This is a genomic window from Bacillus sp. JCM 19034 (assembly GCF_001310635.1).
Lineage (GTDB): Bacteria > Bacillota > Bacilli > Bacillales > Bacillaceae_D > Halalkalibacter.
Genome location: NZ_BAXR01000002.1, coordinates 320,388 through 338,165, shown reverse-complemented (window position 1 = coordinate 338,165; position 17,778 = coordinate 320,388). Strand labels below are relative to the sequence as shown.

12 protein-coding genes, 5 pseudogenes and 2 other annotated features are annotated in these 17,778 nt (G+C 38.3%); of the genes and pseudogenes, 2 read left to right on the top strand and 15 right to left on the bottom strand.

Annotated features, from left to right (window positions below):
- Positions 1–9 precede the first annotated feature (9 nt).
- From JCM19034_RS05165 to JCM19034_RS05135, 7 genes and pseudogenes are all read right to left on the bottom strand, one after another.
- Positions 10–2,371: pseudogene (locus tag JCM19034_RS05165) on the bottom strand (endonuclease MutS2).
- Positions 2,372–2,442: 71 nt separating this feature from the next.
- Positions 2,443–4,162: pseudogene (gene polX, locus JCM19034_RS05160) on the bottom strand (DNA polymerase/3'-5' exonuclease PolX).
- A 164-nt stretch (positions 4,163–4,326) separates the two neighbouring features.
- Complete coding sequence (locus tag JCM19034_RS05155) at positions 4,327–4,866, bottom strand: CvpA family protein (protein WP_062047839.1); 540 nt, start codon at positions 4,864–4,866, stop codon at positions 4,327–4,329.
- 1 nt (position 4,867) lies between these two features.
- Positions 4,868–5,137 carry a cell division protein ZapA gene (zapA, locus tag JCM19034_RS05150; protein WP_062047837.1) on the bottom strand — a complete coding sequence of 90 codons (270 nt, stop codon included), beginning with the start codon at positions 5,135–5,137 and terminating at the stop codon, positions 4,868–4,870.
- 369 nt (positions 5,138–5,506) lie between these two features.
- Positions 5,507–7,933, bottom strand: coding sequence for a phenylalanine--tRNA ligase subunit beta (gene pheT / locus JCM19034_RS05145; protein ID WP_062047835.1), 2,427 nt, complete (start codon positions 7,931–7,933; stop codon positions 5,507–5,509).
- 11 nt (positions 7,934–7,944) lie between these two features.
- A pseudogene (pheS, locus tag JCM19034_RS05140) lies at positions 7,945–8,980 on the bottom strand (phenylalanine--tRNA ligase subunit alpha).
- A 95-nt stretch (positions 8,981–9,075) separates the two neighbouring features.
- Positions 9,076–9,302 (bottom strand) — a binding site (T-box leader).
- Between the two features lie 59 nt (positions 9,303–9,361).
- Positions 9,362–10,117, bottom strand: a complete 756-nt coding sequence (locus tag JCM19034_RS05135) for an RNA methyltransferase (protein ID WP_062047833.1) — start codon at positions 10,115–10,117, stop codon at positions 9,362–9,364.
- Between the two features lie 120 nt (positions 10,118–10,237).
- Here JCM19034_RS05135 and sspI point away from each other — a divergent pair, with 120 nt between their 5' ends.
- A complete protein-coding gene (sspI, locus tag JCM19034_RS05130; RefSeq protein ID WP_062047831.1) occupies positions 10,238–10,444 on the top strand; it encodes a small acid-soluble spore protein SspI in 207 nt (68 codons plus the stop codon).
- A 145-nt stretch (positions 10,445–10,589) separates the two neighbouring features.
- Here the strand turns inward: sspI and JCM19034_RS05125 are convergent.
- Together JCM19034_RS05125 and JCM19034_RS05120 are read right to left on the bottom strand one after the other, a co-directional pair.
- A pseudogene (locus tag JCM19034_RS05125) lies at positions 10,590–11,664 on the bottom strand (M42 family metallopeptidase).
- A gap of 67 nt (positions 11,665–11,731) precedes the next feature.
- Positions 11,732–12,220: a dUTP diphosphatase gene (locus JCM19034_RS05120; protein ID WP_062047829.1), complete on the bottom strand. Its 489-nt coding sequence runs from the start codon at positions 12,218–12,220 to the stop codon at positions 11,732–11,734.
- A gap of 134 nt (positions 12,221–12,354) precedes the next feature.
- Here JCM19034_RS05120 and JCM19034_RS05115 point away from each other — a divergent pair, with 134 nt between their 5' ends.
- A complete protein-coding gene (locus JCM19034_RS05115) occupies positions 12,355–12,729 on the top strand; it encodes a hypothetical protein (protein WP_062047827.1) in 375 nt (124 codons plus the stop codon).
- Positions 12,730–12,953: 224 nt separating this feature from the next.
- On the opposite strand, the gene JCM19034_RS05110 is transcribed toward JCM19034_RS05115, so the two are convergent.
- The 6 genes and pseudogenes from JCM19034_RS05110 to thrS all read right to left on the bottom strand — a co-directional run bounded on the left by JCM19034_RS05110 (position 12,954) and on the right by thrS (position 17,410).
- The gene (locus JCM19034_RS05110) at positions 12,954–13,523 is read right to left on the bottom strand and encodes a TVP38/TMEM64 family protein (protein WP_062047825.1); all 570 of its coding nucleotides are present in this window, start codon (positions 13,521–13,523) and stop codon (positions 12,954–12,956) included.
- Positions 13,524–13,551: 28 nt separating this feature from the next.
- Positions 13,552–13,824 (bottom strand): DUF1294 domain-containing protein, encoded by a 273-nt coding sequence (locus JCM19034_RS05105; protein ID WP_062048132.1) that lies wholly within the window; start codon positions 13,822–13,824, stop codon positions 13,552–13,554.
- 125 nt (positions 13,825–13,949) lie between these two features.
- A complete protein-coding gene (gene rplT, locus JCM19034_RS05100) occupies positions 13,950–14,309 on the bottom strand; it encodes a 50S ribosomal protein L20 (protein ID WP_062047823.1) in 360 nt (119 codons plus the stop codon).
- Positions 14,310–14,347: 38 nt separating this feature from the next.
- A complete protein-coding gene (gene rpmI / locus JCM19034_RS05095; RefSeq protein ID WP_035342523.1) occupies positions 14,348–14,548 on the bottom strand; it encodes a 50S ribosomal protein L35 in 201 nt (66 codons plus the stop codon).
- Positions 14,549–14,583: 35 nt separating this feature from the next.
- A pseudogene (gene infC, locus JCM19034_RS05090) lies at positions 14,584–15,089 on the bottom strand (translation initiation factor IF-3).
- Positions 15,090–15,166: 77 nt separating this feature from the next.
- Positions 15,167–15,284 (bottom strand) — a sequence feature (ribosomal protein L20 leader region).
- Between the two features lie 194 nt (positions 15,285–15,478).
- On the bottom strand, positions 15,479–17,410 hold the full coding sequence (gene thrS / locus JCM19034_RS05085; protein ID WP_370621819.1) for a threonine--tRNA ligase: 1,932 nt from the start codon (positions 17,408–17,410) through the stop codon (positions 15,479–15,481).
- Between the last annotated feature and the right edge of the window lie 368 nt (positions 17,411–17,778).

Genomic DNA, 17,778 nt, shown 5'->3' with positions numbered 1-17,778 from the left:
ACTCCTCGCTTATTTTAATTCAACTACTGTATTACCAAGTCCACCTTCATTCATCCCACCATCTCTTTCACTTTTAACGTGTGGATGTTTCTTTAATAATTGCTTAACTCCTTTTCGAAGGGCACCGCTTCCTTTACCGTGAATAATTGATACTTGATGGTAGCCAGCTAGCAATGCATCATCGATATATTTTTCTACCTTTCTCATTGCATCATCATAGCGTTCCCCACGTAAATCAAGCTCTGATTTCACATGATGGTCCCTTCCACGAACCATAGCCATCGGCTTCGTCTCAATTGGCTTAGGACGCTCAATCAATTGCAGATCATCAGCCTTCACTTTCATTTTCATAATCCCCATCTGCACCTGAAATTCATCATCAGATACTTTCTCAACTACAAAGCCTTTTTGGCCAAAGCTTACTACTTTCACTTCATCACCTGCATGAATCGTTTGCTTAGCCTTTTGAGCAGCCTTTTTCACTTTTTTTCTGTTTTTCCGTTAACTGTGGTGCAGCTAATTCAAGATGTTTCTTCGCATCGATAATTTGATGCTCTTTAACAGAATGCCCTTGCTTTTGCAGTTCTCTTAATTCCTCAATAATGATTTCTGCTTCTTCTTTAGCTTGCTGAACGGCTTTTTCAGCTTTTTCTTCCGCTTCTTTCAATAGTCGTTCTTTCTGTTTTTCAAACGACTTAAGCTCCTCTTTTAATTCCTTTCGAAGCTGTTCTGCTTCATGACGAATTACTTCTGCCTCATTCCATTCCGATTCAGCAGATTTTTGACTCGTTTCCAAAGAAGCAATCATTGATTCAATCTGATTTGTTTCACTATCAATTTGCTCTTTCGCTCGCTCGATAATCTGCTCATCTAAGCCTAATCGCTTTGAAATCGCAAAAGCATTACTTCTGCCTGGCACACCAATAAGTAAGCGATATGTTGGACGCAGCGTCTCTACATTAAATTCGACACTTGCATTCATAACACCTTCACGATTATAAGCATATCCTTTTAATTCACTGTAATGAGTCGTAGCAACGGTACAAGCTCCCCGCTTATAAACATCATCTAAAATAGCAATTGCAAGGGCCGCCCCTTCAGTTGGATCCGTTCCAGCACCTAGTTCATCGAATAAGACTAGGCTTTGAAAATCAACTTTACTTAATATATCAACAATATTCGTCATGTGTGATGAAAACGTACTTAAACTCTGTTCAATAGATTGCTCATCACCAATATCTGCGAATACTTTTTTAAATACCGCTAATTCCGATTCTTCTTCAACTGGAATGTGTAAGCCTGACTGAGCCATTAAGGTTAATAAACCAACAGTCTTGAGTGTAACAGTCTTTCCTCCCGTATTTGGACCAGTAATAATTAACGATCGAAATTGATCGCCTAATTCAACGTCAATTGGTACAACTTCATGATCAGATAGTAAAGGATGACGAGCTTTTTTTAAATTCATGAAACCACGATCATTTAATAGCGGTTCTGTTGCACGGATTTGTTTCGCGTAACGGGCCTTTGCAAAAATAAAATCAATTTTCCCTAGAATTGTTACATTTACAATTAATTCATCGGCAATTTCCGCTACTCGATTCGTTAATTCTATTAATATCCGTTCCACTTCACGCTCCTCTTTACCTTTTGCTTCACGTAACTGATTGTTTATCGTCACGACTGCTTGTGGTTCAATAAACAACGTGGCTCCAGAAGCCGATTGATCGTGAACAATCCCACCAAAAGCACTACGGTACTCCTGCTTAACGGGGATAACAAACCGTTCATTTCGTATTGTAATAATGGCGTCTGATAGCATTTTTTGCGTATTAGACGAACGAATGGTATTTTCTAATTTGGAACGAATCGCCGATTCATAGCTTTTAACTTGTTGGCGAATCGTTCGCAAAGCTGGACTAGCAGTATCAAGTACTTGTCCATGATCATCTATACATTGTTTTATTGCTTTTTCCGTATCGGTTAATGTGAATATCTGTTGCACATACTCATATAACTTTGGTAGAGAAATTTCTTCCTCATCAACCATTGTCATAATAAATTTCTTTAGACGCCGACTTCCATATATCGTACTTGCAACTTCATTTAATTCAGAAGCTGACAACATCCCACCAATTTTAGCCCGCTTTGCATGTGCTGTTACATCAAAGATCCCTCCAAGAGGAACTTGGCCTTTTAAGCGGAGAACCTTCACCCCCTCAGCTGTATCCTTTTGCCAGTTTTCCACTTCATCTAATTCAACCGATGGCGTTAACTGCTGTAATTGTTTTAAACCTAATGAAGAGGAAATATGTTCACGTATTTGCTCTTTCATTTTTTGATATTCTAAAACTCTTAAAACCCTTTCCATTTTTCATCTCCTTTCTACCCTTCTAAAAGCACTTACCAGCTTATTTCCTATCTCCTTATCCCATACCATTCTCAAACCGTTTTCTTATCTCGTAAAAAATCCATTAGCTCTTCTAATGTCCATGTATTCATAACCGACTTTGTTGGAAGCATGGCTTTGCGGGCAGTTCCTGTGCCATAACGCATATCATCTAGTCCTTCGACACGATGTGCATCGGTGTTTACGGCAATTGTTACCCCTGCTTCCTCAGCCTTTTTTAACCAGTCAGCGGATAAATCTAATCGGTATGGGCTAGCATTTAATTCAAGAGCAGTTCCTGTTTCTTTTGCCAATTGGATCAACTCCGATACATTGACGTCGTAACCTTTCCTTCTTCCTAATACTCTTCCTGTCGGGTGTGCTATAATGTCGACGTGTGGATTATACAATGCAGACTTTAAACGCTCCATGATCTTCTCTTCACTTTGTTGAAACGAAGAGTGAATCGAAGCAATAACCAAATCAATCTCTGCCAATAAATCATCTTCAAAATCAAGCGAACCATCAGGTAAAATATCCATTTCGATTCCTGTTAAAATCGTTATATCTTCGTATTGCTTATTAAGTTCTCTAATATAAGCATGCTGCTCTCTTAAGCGTTCTTCTGTCAAACCATTTGCTACTCTCAAAAATTTTGAATGATCGGTAATGGCAATATAGGTGTAGCCTTTATCCCTAGCTGCTTCTACCATTTCTTCTATCGAATTTGCCCCATCACTCCATGTTGAGTGCATATGAAGATCTCCACGAATTTCTTCATCTTTGAGATAAGGAAAGGTCCTTTTTCTGCAAGCTCTATCTCTCCTTGATCTTCCTTGCTTCTGGGGGAATATAAGATAATTGAAAATGGGAAAAGAATTCTGCTTCTGTCAAAAATGTCTTAACTTCACCTGTATCGACATTTTCAACACCATATTCACTTATTTTTTCACCACGTTTTTTAGCTAATTGACGTAATTTGACGTTATGATCTTTTGAACCCGTAAAATGATGAAGAGTGGTTGCAAACTCTTCCATCTTCACAAGACGAAAATCAACTGACACAGGATATGTACCTGTCACTTCAACTGAAACCTTCGTATCACCTTTAGCAATTACATTCGTAATAAAAGGGAAAGCAACGATTTCATCTCTTACTAAATTTGGCTCTTCTGTTGCAATAATAAAATCCAAATCCTTTACATCTTCTCGTAAACGTCTAAAGCTTCCCGCACGAGAATACGTTTGCACTTTATCCATCTTAGACAAACTCGTTTCAATTTGTTCAACAATAGAGATAACATACGGTAGAACTAACCGTTCTGGACGTGTTCCGATTTCTTTAACCGCTGCCATAATTTTTTCTTCTGTTTTTTTCCCGAACCCAGCTAATGTTTGGACTTTCTTTTCCAAACATGCCTGCTTTAATGATTCGATATCAGTCACACCAATTTCTCGGAATAGCTTCCCTATTTTTTTTCCTCCTAAACCAGGCAGGCTTAAAAGGGCGATTAACCCCGTAGGCAACTCTTGCTTCAATTCTTCAAGTAAGCTAGATTTGCCTGTTTCTTTCAACTCATTAATCACTTCAGCAGTTGCTTTACCTATACCATTAATAGAAATTGGATCATCAATTTCTGTTAGTGTCCGTTGCTCCGTTTCTAATGCTTGGGCAGCCTTACGATAAGCTGCTACTTTAAAAGAATTCTCTCCTTTTATTTCTAAATAAACTGCTATATGTTCAAGTGTACGAATGACATCTTTAATATTCAATTTAACCGTCCCCTTCCTTTTCCATCATACCGATAACAAAAGGGAAAATGCAACAATATAAGATTTGTGAAACACAAGCGATTCTCCCTCGTTTAACTTCTTAATATTTTATCCATCTCTTAAATAAAAAATCTGACTCCACTAAAGAGACAGATTTTCATACTTTATAGGACGTTCTCTTCCCACAACGTTCGAACCCACTCAGATAGAAATGGCGTATTGTGCATGATAAAATCAGCCACAATTGAACGCTGTAAATGTTCTTGGATGAAATCAATTGGTAACAATGCTCCTGCTAACAATACAACGAAAATAATTAAATATGCTTCTACAAAGCAAAGGATACCACCTAGCAGCTGATTGACTGTTCGCAAAAAAGGTAAATGAGCCAAAAAATCTAACATTGAGCCAACAATGTGAAGGATAATTTTCGTCCCAAAGAAAAGCATCGCAAAAGCTATACCTGAGTAATAGACACTCTCAGCTTCAAACGTTTGAAAGATCATACCTACTGGACTATCTGTTGAAAATTGCGGGTAAGGGATCCATAAACGAATAAACGCCGCAAACTCACTAAAATAAGAATAGGCTACATAAATCGCTACAAAATAACCAATAAGGTGTACAAGTTGTAATATAAACCCTCGTCTTTGCCCAATAAAAAAGCTAAAAACTAACGTTAAAATGATAATAAAACTAAGCATTCTACTCGTCTCCCGTCGTTCTCCGTTCTCCCTTTACTTTCTCTAATTCTTCTAATACTTTAAAATAATCATCAACTACATTTATCGCTGTCAAAACAGCTAAGCGTGTTGTATCTAGATAAGGGTTATGTTTTTTTATTTCACGCATTTTTTGATCAACTGCTCTTGCTACTTCTTTAACGTATGCCGGAGACTCTTGACCGACAACTGTATACGGTTGACCATATATTGAAATTGTAATCCGTTGTTTGTTGTCTTTCTGGTCAGTCACTAACATAGCCTCCCATCTGTGATTGTGAAAATTCCAACTTCTATCTTAACACGAAGTGACCTTGTTGGAAATCCTTTTCTAAACCATCCTACACATTCCTACCTTTTTTCATATAAACGCTATGTGTTTTTAAAGCAGTTGCGTGTGAGTGCGTTATGATTCGTTTTACGTTTTTCTAAAGATGGATTCTTTCTGAAGCACCTCCCTTAGTCAATGCTTTCAATTGTTTCGTGTTTCGTTTGCAAATTGATAAACAAAAAAGAAATGGTTAGTAAATGAGAAATTACGCCTTTTTCCTCCGCCGCCATAATTGCCAAAAAAACCGCTATGGATGACCTTACCCATAGCGGTTCAACGGAAAAACTCACCTTATGCCCGTAATGTTGCTCCTGTTTTTTCTTTTAACTCATCTAAAATGTGCTCATGGACTTTTGTTACTTCTTCATCAGTCAATGTTTGTTCTAAATCTAAGTAAGTCAATGAAAACGCAAGTGACTTTTTGCCTTCTTCCATATGCTCACCTTCATATAGATCAAAGAGCTTAACTGCTTTTAAAAGCCTACCACCTGCTTGTTTAATGACTGATTCAAGCTCTCCTGCAGAACGACTTTGATCAACCACTAATGCAATATCACGTACGATAGCTGGGAAGCGTGGAAGCTTTTCATAAACAATTTGCGATGCTTCATACGTTAACAACGCTTCTAGGTCTAATTGATACACATATGTTTCCTTTAAGTCAAGCTCCTTTTGCTTCATAGGGTGAACTTGACCAACGAAGCCGATTTCCTCGCCGTTTAACTTTACAACTGCGGTACGCCCTGGATGCATATCAGGCAGTTGTGCTTGTTCAAATGAAACAAACTCATCTAGTCCTAAACTTTGGAATAAGGCCTCTAATATCCCTTTAACAACAAAGAAATCGACTGGCTTTTGTTCCCCCTGCCATTCATGTTCTAGCCATACTCCTGTCAATGCACCTGCTAACATCTCTTGCTCACGAGGTTGCTTCGTTAATGTATCTTCTTCACTTAAGAAAATTGAACCAATTTCATATACATGAACGTTAGCATTTTTCCGATTCAAATTGTAGCTCAACACATCAAATAAATGAGGAATTAAGCTTGTTCTCATCGTACTACGATCCTCACTCATCGGCATTGATAGACGAACTTCCTGTGTATTTGCTGATAGCCCAGCGAATCCTTTTGCCTTTTCTGGACTTGTTAAAGAATAAGTAATTACTTGTGCCAAGCCGGATTGTTCAAGAGTACGACGAACGTGGCGACGTTTCTTTTGATAGTCCGATAATCCGCCTTGTGTCGTTGTTCCAACAGGTAAAGTTGTTGGAATGTGATCGTAACCATATAAGCGAGCCACTTCCTCAAAAAGATCCTCTTCAATCTGAATATCAGTTCGTCTCGTTGGAGCTGTCACATATACATTCATACCATCCTGTTTAGACGTAAAACCTAAACGTTCCATAAAACCAGTAACTGTGTCCATTGTTAATTCCATACCTAATCGTTCATTTAAACGGTCTAGGTTCAATTTAACTGTAGTAGGCTCAACTTGAAGCTTATTTACTTCAACAACTCCTGAGACGACAGTTCCTCCTGCCAACTCAGTAATCAAGCTAGCTGCTCGTTTCCCTGCATCAAGTACACGACTAGGGTCAACACCTTTTTCGTAGCGTGCACTTGCTTCACTGCGCAAGCCTAAATCACGGGAGCCTTTCCGAACCGTTACAGGATTAAAGTATGCTGCCTCTAATAAAATCGTTGTCGTCCCATCATGTACTTCAGAATTTGCTCCACCCATTACACCAGCAATTGCAACTGGCTCTTTTCCATTCGTAATCAAAAGGTGATCACTTGTTAACGTCCGTTCTTCATCATCTAGCGTTACGATTTTCTCGCCATCATGAGCTCGGCGAACAACTACCTCATTCGTCCCAAATCGTTCAAAGTCAAATGCATGCAATGGCTGACCGTATTCAAGGAGAACGTAGTTTGTGACATCGACAACATTACTAATTGGGCGAATTCCCGCAGCCATTAAGCGGTTTTGCAGCCATAATGGGGACGGACCAATCTTGACGTCTTTTATGATAATCGCTCCATAATAAGGATTATCCGTAATTGCATCAACCGTAACAGATACATAGTCCGAAGCTTGTTCATCGTTCGTCTTTAATTCGATAGTTGGTACCTTCACCTCTTTCTCGAATAAAGCTCCTACTTCATAAGCAACACCAAGCATATTTAAGCAATCTGAACGGTTTGGTGTTAAATCAAGCTCTAATATCTCATCATCTAAGTTAAGAGCGGCTAATGCGTCACTTCCTACTTCAACTTCATCTTGAAAGACGTAAATACCATTTTGATATTCCTTTTGAACAAGCTTGCTGTCAATTCCTAGTTCTTGTAAGGAACAAATCATTCCTTGAGATACTTCACCGCGAAGCTTTGCTTTTTTAATTTTGAAGTTTCCTGGCAAAACAGCTCCTACTTTAGCAACAGCGACATGTTGACCTGCCGCTACATTCGATGCCCCACAAACGATCTGGACCGGCTCTTGTTCACCGATATCGACTAAACATACATTTAGCTTGTCAGCATTCGGGTGTTGTGAACATTCCTTCACATACCCGACAACAACGTTTTTAAGACCTTCATTTAGCTTATGGACAAAATCAATTTCGATCCCGCCTCTAGTCATTTTTTCTGCAATATCACGTGCTGACACATCTGACACATCCACATAATCTTGCAACCATTTATATGAAACAAGCATCATTTTCCTCCTTACGCCCGCGTAAATTGTTTTAAGAATCTCACATCATTTGTATAGAAATGGCGAATATCATCAATATCATATTTTAGCATCGCTAAACGCTCTACTCCCATACCAAACGCAAATCCACTATATTTCGTTGAATCAAATCCACTCATTTCTAACACTCGAGGGTGAACCATTCCGGCACCTAATACTTCAATCCACCCCGAATATTTACAAATCCGGCAACCCTTTCCACCGCAAATTCCACACGATACATCAACTTCTACAGACGGTTCGGTAAAAGGGAAAAAGCTTGGTCTTAAACGAATAGAACGATCTTCGCCAAAGAATGACTTTGCAAACGATTCTAATACCCCTTTTAAGTCACTCATCCGTACCTTCTCATCAACATATAAACCTTCTATTTGCATAAATTGATGTGAATGTGTCGCATCGTCATCATCACGACGGAATACTTTCCCTGGACAGATAACCTTAACAGGACCTTTCCCTTCGTGTTTTTCCATCGTACGTGCTTGAACTGGTGACGTATGTGTACGAAGTAGTAGCTCATCAGTAAAATAAAAAAGAATCTTGCATATCTCTAGCTGGATGATCCTTCGGAAGGTTTAACGCTTCAAAGTTATAATAATCGACTTCAATCTCAGGACCTTCTGCAACAGAAAAACCTAATCCTGTGAAAATGTCTTCAAGCTCTTCTATAACATTCGTTAATGGATGTGATGTACCTACTTGTGGAGTTCTTCCAGGTAAAGTGACGTCAATCGACTCCTCCTCTAACTGCTTTTCAACTGCGGCTTTCTCAAGCTCAGCTTCCTTTGCCTCAACTTGTAATTTAATCGCATCACGCACTTCATTCGCAAGCTGACCGATGACTGGTCTTTCTTCAGCAGAAAGTTTTCCCATTCCTCTAAGTACTTCTGTGATCGGACCCTTCTTCCCTAAATAGGAAACACGTACATCTTGTAATGACTTCATATCTGTAGCTATTTCAATTTTTTCTAATGCTTCGGTCTTTAACGCCTCTAAACGCTCTCGCATATTCCTTCCTCCCTATACTTCAATTCAAGTAATAAACAATAACAGTCGATTTAAACTCCACGCTCAATAAGAACGCAAAAAACCTCCATCCCAAAAGAAGGGACGAAGGTTTCGCGGTACCACCCTTATTGCTGTACAAATGAGTCAGCATCTTCATTGAACTAACGGTTCTAAACCGGAACACCTTTATAAGTCAACTTATAATCCGGTGCCTGCTCCAGAGTGAATTCAATCAAACCATTCCAAAAAAGTGCTTTCAGTCCAAGGCACTTTCTCCCTATTTGGTGGATTTTGACTTACTACTCTCTTTCGTCGCATTTAACACTATAATAAATCGTATATTTCTATATTATAGAGAATGTTCACCAACGATGCAACTGCTTATCGCCTGAAATGATATAAAAGAATCGCAGTGGCAATCGCAACATTTAATGATTCTGCTTTTCCATATATCGGCACATATATATTTTGATCAGTTTTATTAAGAAGTTCTTTATCGACACCATCGCCTTCATTACCTACAATAAGTGCAAATGATTCAAGCGGCTCAAAATTAATATAAGAGCTAGCCTTTTGCAAAGCCGTTCCAAATACCGCTACACCTGCTTCCTGAAATTGCGAAACCAATTCACTTAACTTCCCGTTCATAATTGGAATGTGAAATAACGACCCTTGTGATGAACGAACCACTTTACTATTATATTTATCAACGCACCCTTCTCCTAAAATAACTCCAGTGATACCAGCTGCATCAGCCGTTCGAATAATCGTTCCTAAATTTCCCGGATCTTGAATACGATCAATTAACAAATAACGTCCTGACATTTGTTTAAGCGGTTCTTCTTTAAGAAAGTCACAAATTGCTACAACCCCTTGTGGAGTTTGTGTATCAGATAGTTCTTTTAGTACAGCCTCACTAACTTCTATCCGTTCCTCTTGTTTACTTTGCCAATCCTTAGGCCAATCCAGCCCCTCTTCTAGCAAAATATGTGAAACATCTATGTCTGAACGTAACGCTTCCTCAACTAAATGAAAGCCTTCAATGATAAATTGACCTGCTTTTTCTCTCCCTTTTTTTGTATGGAGCTTTTTCCATTGCTTAATACGTTCATTTTTCACTGAATCAATCCGCTTCATCCTAATCTCCTTTTAATCTTTCATTGTTTCATCTATCATACCGATTTTTTTTCGGATAATCTAGTGTGACACCGTACATAATAAAGACAGAAACAACTATTAAAAAGGGGTGTCTCAACAATGGGATTTAACTTGCGTAACGCAATTTTGTCAAATATTAAAGGAAGCTCTGAACAAGAGGTTGAAGCAACGATTGCAGACGCTATTTCTCGTGGTGAAGAAAAAATGCTTCCAGGACTTGGAGTTATGTTTGAAGTGTATTGGCAACATGCAAATGAAGAGCAGAAAGAACATTTATGTGAAGAAATTAGTAAAGGACTTCAATAAGAAACACACACGTAACGTTTCTTTAGATGTTTCGTACAGAGCATTACCAGTACATGTACAGAATTAGCTTCCTCCTCTCCTCTTACAAAGTATATAAAAAGGATGTGTAATAAGGAAAACTCCTTTTACACATCCTTTCTAGTATTTAATCAAAAGTTATTTCGTGAACGGTTTCTAGATCTAACTTTTTAATAACTTCGGTAATCAATTTAACCGCATTTTCGTAATCATCTCGATGAAGAATCGCTGCGTGTGTATGTATATAACGAGTCGCTACAGTAATTGATAATGCGGGAACACCATGTGCTGTTAAATGAATCGCTCCTGAATCCGTTCCACCACCAGCCATTGAATCAAATTGATACGGAATTGACAATTCATCTGCTACATCCGTTACAAAATCACGTAATCCTTTATGTGATACCATCGATGCATCATATAAGACAATCTGTGGACCTTCTCCCATTTTCGCTAACGCTTCTTTTTCCGTTACCCCTGGTGTATCACCTGCGATTCCAACATCGACCCCAAAGGCAATATCTGGTTCGATTAAATGAGCTGAAGTACGTGCTCCTCGTAAGCCAACTTCTTCTTGAACAGTACCGACTCCATAAACCACATTCGGATGGCTTACACCTTTAAGTCCACGCAATACATCAATCGCAATCGCACATCCAATTCGATTGTCCCATGCTTTCGCCATTAAAAATTTTTCATTTTTCATGACCGTAAACTCACAGACAGGTACAACTGAGTCTCCAGGGCGAACCCCAAATTCCATTGCCTCTTCCTTACTAGTTGCCCCAATATCAATAAACATATCTTTTTTATCTACAGGTTTTTTGCGTACTTCTGCAGGTAAAATATGCGGTGCTTAGAGCCAATAACGCCAGGTATATTTCCGTTTTTTGTCATAATTGTTACTCGCTGAGCTAGCATCACTTGCTCCCACCAGCCACCTACTGTTTGAAAACGTAAAAAGCCTTTCTCATCAATACTTGTTACCATAAAACCAATTTCATCAAGATGTCCGGCAATCATTATTTTCGGACCATTCTCATCGCCTATTTTTTTGCAACAAGGCTTCCTAATCGGTCTGTAGTCACCTCGTCAGCAAAAGGTTCAATATGCTTTTTCATGACAGCTCGGACTTCTTTTTCATTCCCTGGAATACCATTGGCATCAGTTAATTCCTTTAACATTTGCAAGCGTTCATCCATTTAGTCAACAACCCCTTTATTTGAATTAATTCAAGTATACAAAAGCTCTATTCCTAAAACAAATTTCTTAGTACCCTTCATCTTGTCTTTTGTGATTCACTTTATTTTTCGCTAGATAGGCTTCTTCTACCTCTTCTGGTGAAAATCCTAGTGCTTCCCCTAAGGAGAAATATGTAAGAAACAACTGTTTATATGTATCAAGCTCTCTCGTTTCTTGTAAACGATGCGTTAATGCCATAACGTCTAGAAACTGTACAGTTAATGAACGTTCCATTTGTTCAAAAGAATCTATTTCAACATCGGTAAATTTTAAAGCTAGTCCAATTGTTAACAAAAAGTGAACTCCATCGACATATTCCTCTAATATAATTGCTTTTTCCGATGCCCCTTTTCGACTCCAGTATTTAAAACACCTTGTTTCATTTGCCAACTCACTAACTTCAACAAGAAATGCTAGCAATTGCTCTTGAAAAAGATTATGCTCAACAAGCTGATGCTCACTCATTATTCGATCATTTAATTTTTGTTGAATTGTAAATAACTCTTGTATGTTCATAGGTTTATCTCCCTCCTCTGTCTTGTATTATTATAACAGTTTTTTTTATCAGAAATGAAACTTAGACGAAAATGATACGTATATGATAGTAAGTGTACACTAATGATGGTATCCAACGACAAGGAGGAGTCTATATGGTCTTTTTAGTACGCTTCTTAATCCTTATAGCACTCGTTATTTTAGCTTACACCGCGATAAAATATTTATTTCATCCACGTCGTAAGCTTGAGCAAGCACATGAGAAGAAGCAATATTACTTTTATGATGATCCAAAGGATGTTAGAAAGAACTTCTTTATCACGTATAAAGGTGTCATGTTTGAAGGCGAGAAATATTTAGGTACAACCGATGAAGCATTTGATATAGTGTCAATTTATGTGTGGGTAAAACAACCTGAGAAATTAGCAGGACTTAAGAAAGAGGATTTTCATTTTATTGCGGAAGATATTTATTTGCGGTATCCAAGTGCGAAATTAGAGTGGAAAAGTCCTATTAAAGAATTCCTTTAAAAATAAAGTTAAATGGAGAGTTGTAAGGATGGGGCTCGGTTGATTGTATACTACAACGTGTAACAAGTGTACGGCATTCTCCAGTTATTCTGTTAATTAAATTTCTCCTCTTATTAGGGAAGCGTGATGGTGTCGATCGTAGCATTTCTATTCCACATGAAAGTGGATTTTCTTTCATGTGGAGAGTAACAATTTAAAGTTGTAATAATTGCTTAAACTAGTTGTTAGTTCTTTTGAAAAAAGGTCTCCCAAGAAATTGTTGTCTCTTTCTTTCTTAAGACAAGCATTAAAATTAACAAAAAGGCGATGAACACGATTGTACCTGCTAACGGTAATTCATGAATCATATCTCCAAAAGCTGTATACACGATTGCAGGCGGAATACTGACAAGTAGTGATCTTTTCGTATATTGCCTAAAAGAAGAGGTCGTTTTCAATAAATAAATTGAAATAACATGAAAATGAACAAAAGGCATCATTCTTAATACCATCAATTGAGCTATATTTAGCTGGTGCTTCCCTAATAGTATTTTCTCTTGTAAACGCCCTAATTTTCCTCTTAAAGAAGGAAAAAGTTCAATAATTCCGTAAAAAATGATACTTACCAATGTTAAACCGATAACGGAATAAACCGAACCATAAAATGTCCCGAATATATAACCACCTAAAAGACAGATAAATAGTACAGGTACAAAAAATACTTGCCGAAATACATGGAGAAGAATAAAAAAAAGCGGTGCTAACCAGCCTGCTTGTTCGATCATTTGTAGCGAACGTTCTAAAAACTCTTCCATTTCACTCGCCTCCATTTCTATTCTATGCTTAAATGGACAGGAAAATGATCGTTACGACTACGATTTGGGTGATAACTACAAAAGGAATCCCAACCGTAAAGCTCCGCTTTTTCGTTTTATGTCGGAAATGCTTCATTCCAAACCAAATCCCTATACTTCCTCCTAGCCAAGCAAGGACAAATAATGTTTTTTCCGGTATGCGTCTATTGTTTCGCTTCGCTCGACTTTTATCTATTGTCATCACAGCATACGATACAACTGTTATAATGGTGAAATATAGAAATAGAATCATAGTTAACATCACTTCACCTTCCTCATCCAAAATAATTACTGACGTCATGTTTAGCATAATTCAAAAAAATGGCATCTCAAAAGAGACGTTTAGCCCTTTTAAGACACCATTTAAAAGCATTCTATTCGCTTTTATTAGCCATTTAAGCTTTGCTTAGCTTTTTCAGCTAACTGTGAAAAAGCTTGTTCATCATTTACGGCAAGATCCGCAAGAATCTTACGGTTTACGTTAATATCTGCAAGCTTTAATCCATGCATGAAACGGCTATAAGAAAGACCGTTCATACGTGCTGCTGCGTTAATACGTGTAATCCATAATTTACGGAAATCACGCTTCTTTTGACGACGGTCACGATAAGCATAAAGCAATGACTTCATGACTTGACCTTGTGCAGACTTAAATAATGTATGTTTTGAACCGAAATATCCTTTAGCTAACTTTAAAACCTTCTTACGACGACGACGAGCGACATAACCGCCTTTTACTCTTGGCATCGACGTTCCCTCCTTCTTTCTATCTCAAATCAGATCAGTTATTTTTTGTACGTTAACATTGAACGAATACGTTTGAAATCTCCAGAATGAACCATTCCAGCTTTGCGAAGCTTACGCTTTTGCTTTTGTGATTTATTCTTGAATAAGTGACTTGTAAATGCGTGTGAACGCTTCAGCTTTCCAGATCCTGTCTTCTTGAAACGCTTAGCAGCGCCACGGTGAGTTTTCATTTTTGGCATAACTTAGGTCCTCCTTTAATCTTGTTTCTACTCTCCTATTTCGCTTCCGTCTTAGGAGCTAAAATCAGAAACATACTTCTACCTTCCATCTTAGGCATTGCTTCAATAACAGCAATATCTTCACATTCTTTTGCGAGACGCTCTAAAACTTTACGTCCTATTTGAGAATGGGTAATCGCACGACCACGGAAGCGGATAGCAGCTTTTACCTTATCTCCCTTTTGAAGAAATTTACGAGCGTTACGAAGCTTCGTATTAAAGTCATTATCTTCAATTGTCGGCTCAAACGCACCTCTTTGACATTAATGACCTTCTGCTTTTTACGGGTTTCCTTCTCTTTCTTTTGTTGCTCATAACGGAATTTTCCGTAATCCATGATTCGACACACGGGTGGTTTCGCATTCGGTGCAACACAAACAAGGTCAAGGTTCACATTTTGCGCCATTTCAAGCGCTTCTTGCTTCGACTTTACACCAATTTGATCTCCATTCGCACCAATAAGACGAACATCACGTGCACGAATCCCTTCATTGACCAACATATTGTCCTTACTAATAATGAGCCACCTCCATAGGATTTTGACAAACCAAAGCAACGATCATCTACCCATGCTCTCATGCAAACAAAAAAGTGTGGGCGCATACTACGCCCACACTTAGTCCATCTAACATGAAACTGTTCATACCTGTCAACCATTCGTCGATCAGGTGAGAAGCGGGCGCTTCTTCTTGCCTAGTTCGTATAATTCAATTGATCACTGATATACCTTACCACACAATTACGTAGGTGTCAATTTATTTAGTAAACGACTATATAAGTGTAACGAATCACCTATAGAAAATCAACCGTTTATTTTACAAAAACAGATAAGATTGTGTTGACCTTGTCTGTTTTTGTAGTAATGACTGTATTCTGGACGACTAGTCGCTATTATTTTTTTATTTCTGTAGCTAATTGGTTAACAAATGCATCTAATGAAATAGATTCAGAGTCTTTTTCTCCATACTTACGAACATTCACTTCATTAGCATCTTGCTCTTTATCGCCAAGTACAAGCATATATGGAATCTTTTGCATCTGTGCTTCACGTATTTTATAGCCAAGTTTCTCATCACGGACATCCATTTCAACCCGAACACCAGCTGATTGCAATGTTGCTTGAACTTTTTTAGCATAATCCATATGGACATCAAGCGAGACCGGAATGACTTGGACTTGAACAGGTGCTAACCATGTTGGAAATGCCCCCTTATATTCCTCAAGTAAAAATGCAACGAATCGTTCCATTGTTGATACGACTCCACGGTGAACAACGACTGGACGATGCTGTTGCCCGTCCTCTCCTACATACGTTAAGTCAAAACGTTCAGGTAATAAGAAATCTAGTTGTACAGTTGATAACGTTTCGTCTTTTCCTAATGCTGTACGTACTTGAACATCAAGCTTCGGCCCATAAAACGCAGCTTCTCCATCAGCCTCATAGTAATCAACATCGCCAAGTTCATCCATTGCTTCTTTAAGCATCGATTGTGCCTTGTCCCACATAGCATCATCATCAAAGTACTTTTCCTTATCTTCTGGGTCGCGATAAGAAAGACGGAATGAATAATTTTCTAAACCAAAATCTTTATAAACTTCGCGGATTAAGTTGACAACCCGAATAAATTCTTCTTTAATTTGATCTGGTCGACAGAAAATATGGGCATCATTTAACGTCATACCCCGTACTCGTTGCAAGCCGGAAACAGCCCCAGACATTTCGTAACGATGCATCATACCTAGCTCAGCAATTCTTAACGGCAATTGACGATAGCTTCTCATATCTTGCTTATAGACCATCATGTGGTGTGGACAATTCATTGGTCGCAAAACAAACTCTTCATTATCACGTTCCATAACCGGAAACATATCTTCTTGATAATGATCCCAGTGACCAGACGTTTTATACAGCTCCGAACTACCTAAAATCGGTGTATAAACATGTTGATAGCCGAGTTTTTCTTCCTTATCAACAATATAGCGTTCAATAATACGACGAATCGTTGCTCCTTTTGGAAGCCAAAGAGGCAGACCTTGTCCAACCTTTTGCGATAACGCAAAAATACCAAGCTCTTTTCCTAACTTACGATGATCACGTTCCTTTGCTTCTTCTAATAACCGTAAATGCTCTTTTAAATCCTCTTTAGAGAAAAATGCTGTACCATAGATTCGTTGTAACATTTTATTGTTACTATTGCCACGCCAATATGCTCCTGCTAGACTTAGTAGCTTGAATTCTTTAATTTTATTTGTTGTAGGAATGTGGACACCTCTACACAAGTCAAAAAATTCTCCTTGTTCATAGATCGTAAGCATGTCCCCTTCAGGAATTGCTTCAATTAATTCAAGCTTATATTCATCACCGATTTCTTGGTAACGTTGAATCGCTTCTTCTCGCGTTACTTCAACACGCTTTATTTCTAAGTTTTCCGAGATTATTTTCTTCATTTCTTTTTCAATTTTCGGTAAATCCTCTGGAGTCAATGATTCAGGCGAATCGATATCATAATAAAAGCCACCTTCAATGACCGGGCCGACGCCAAGCTTTACATCTTTGTACAAACGTTTAATCGCTTGAGCCATTAAATGTGCGGTACTATGACGAACGATTTCTAACGCTTCATCCGAGTCTGGCGTAATGATTGCAATATCACCATCTTCTGTAAGCGGTGTACGCAAATCAAGCAAAACACCATTCAGCCTGCCTGCTAGTGCTTTTTTCTTTAGACCAGGACTAATGGATGCAGCAACATCTTCTGTTGTTGTTCCTTTCTCAAACTCCTTCACAGAACCATCTGGAAATGTTAATTTTATTTGTTCCATAACAATCCACTCCTTTTTCATTGATCTTCTTCTTACTACTGAATCATACAAATGAAATTTTCAACATAAAAAAACACCCATCCCTCCAAAAAAGGGACGAGTGTGGTTTCGTGGTTCCACCCTTACTTCCCACTGCAATTTGACAGTGGCTCTTCACAATAACGGTTGTGTCTCCGACAATTGATACTTCACATAAATATGTGTTTCCCTATGTAGTTCAGAGGTGGTAAGACCTATATCTTGTTAAGAAGCTTTCAGCAGGTGCCTCTCTCTCTGTAAACAATCATGTAGATCTCATGTCCTCATCATGACTTTTCTCATCATAGATCTCTGTTATGTAGTATTATAGGGAGCACACATGAGAAAAT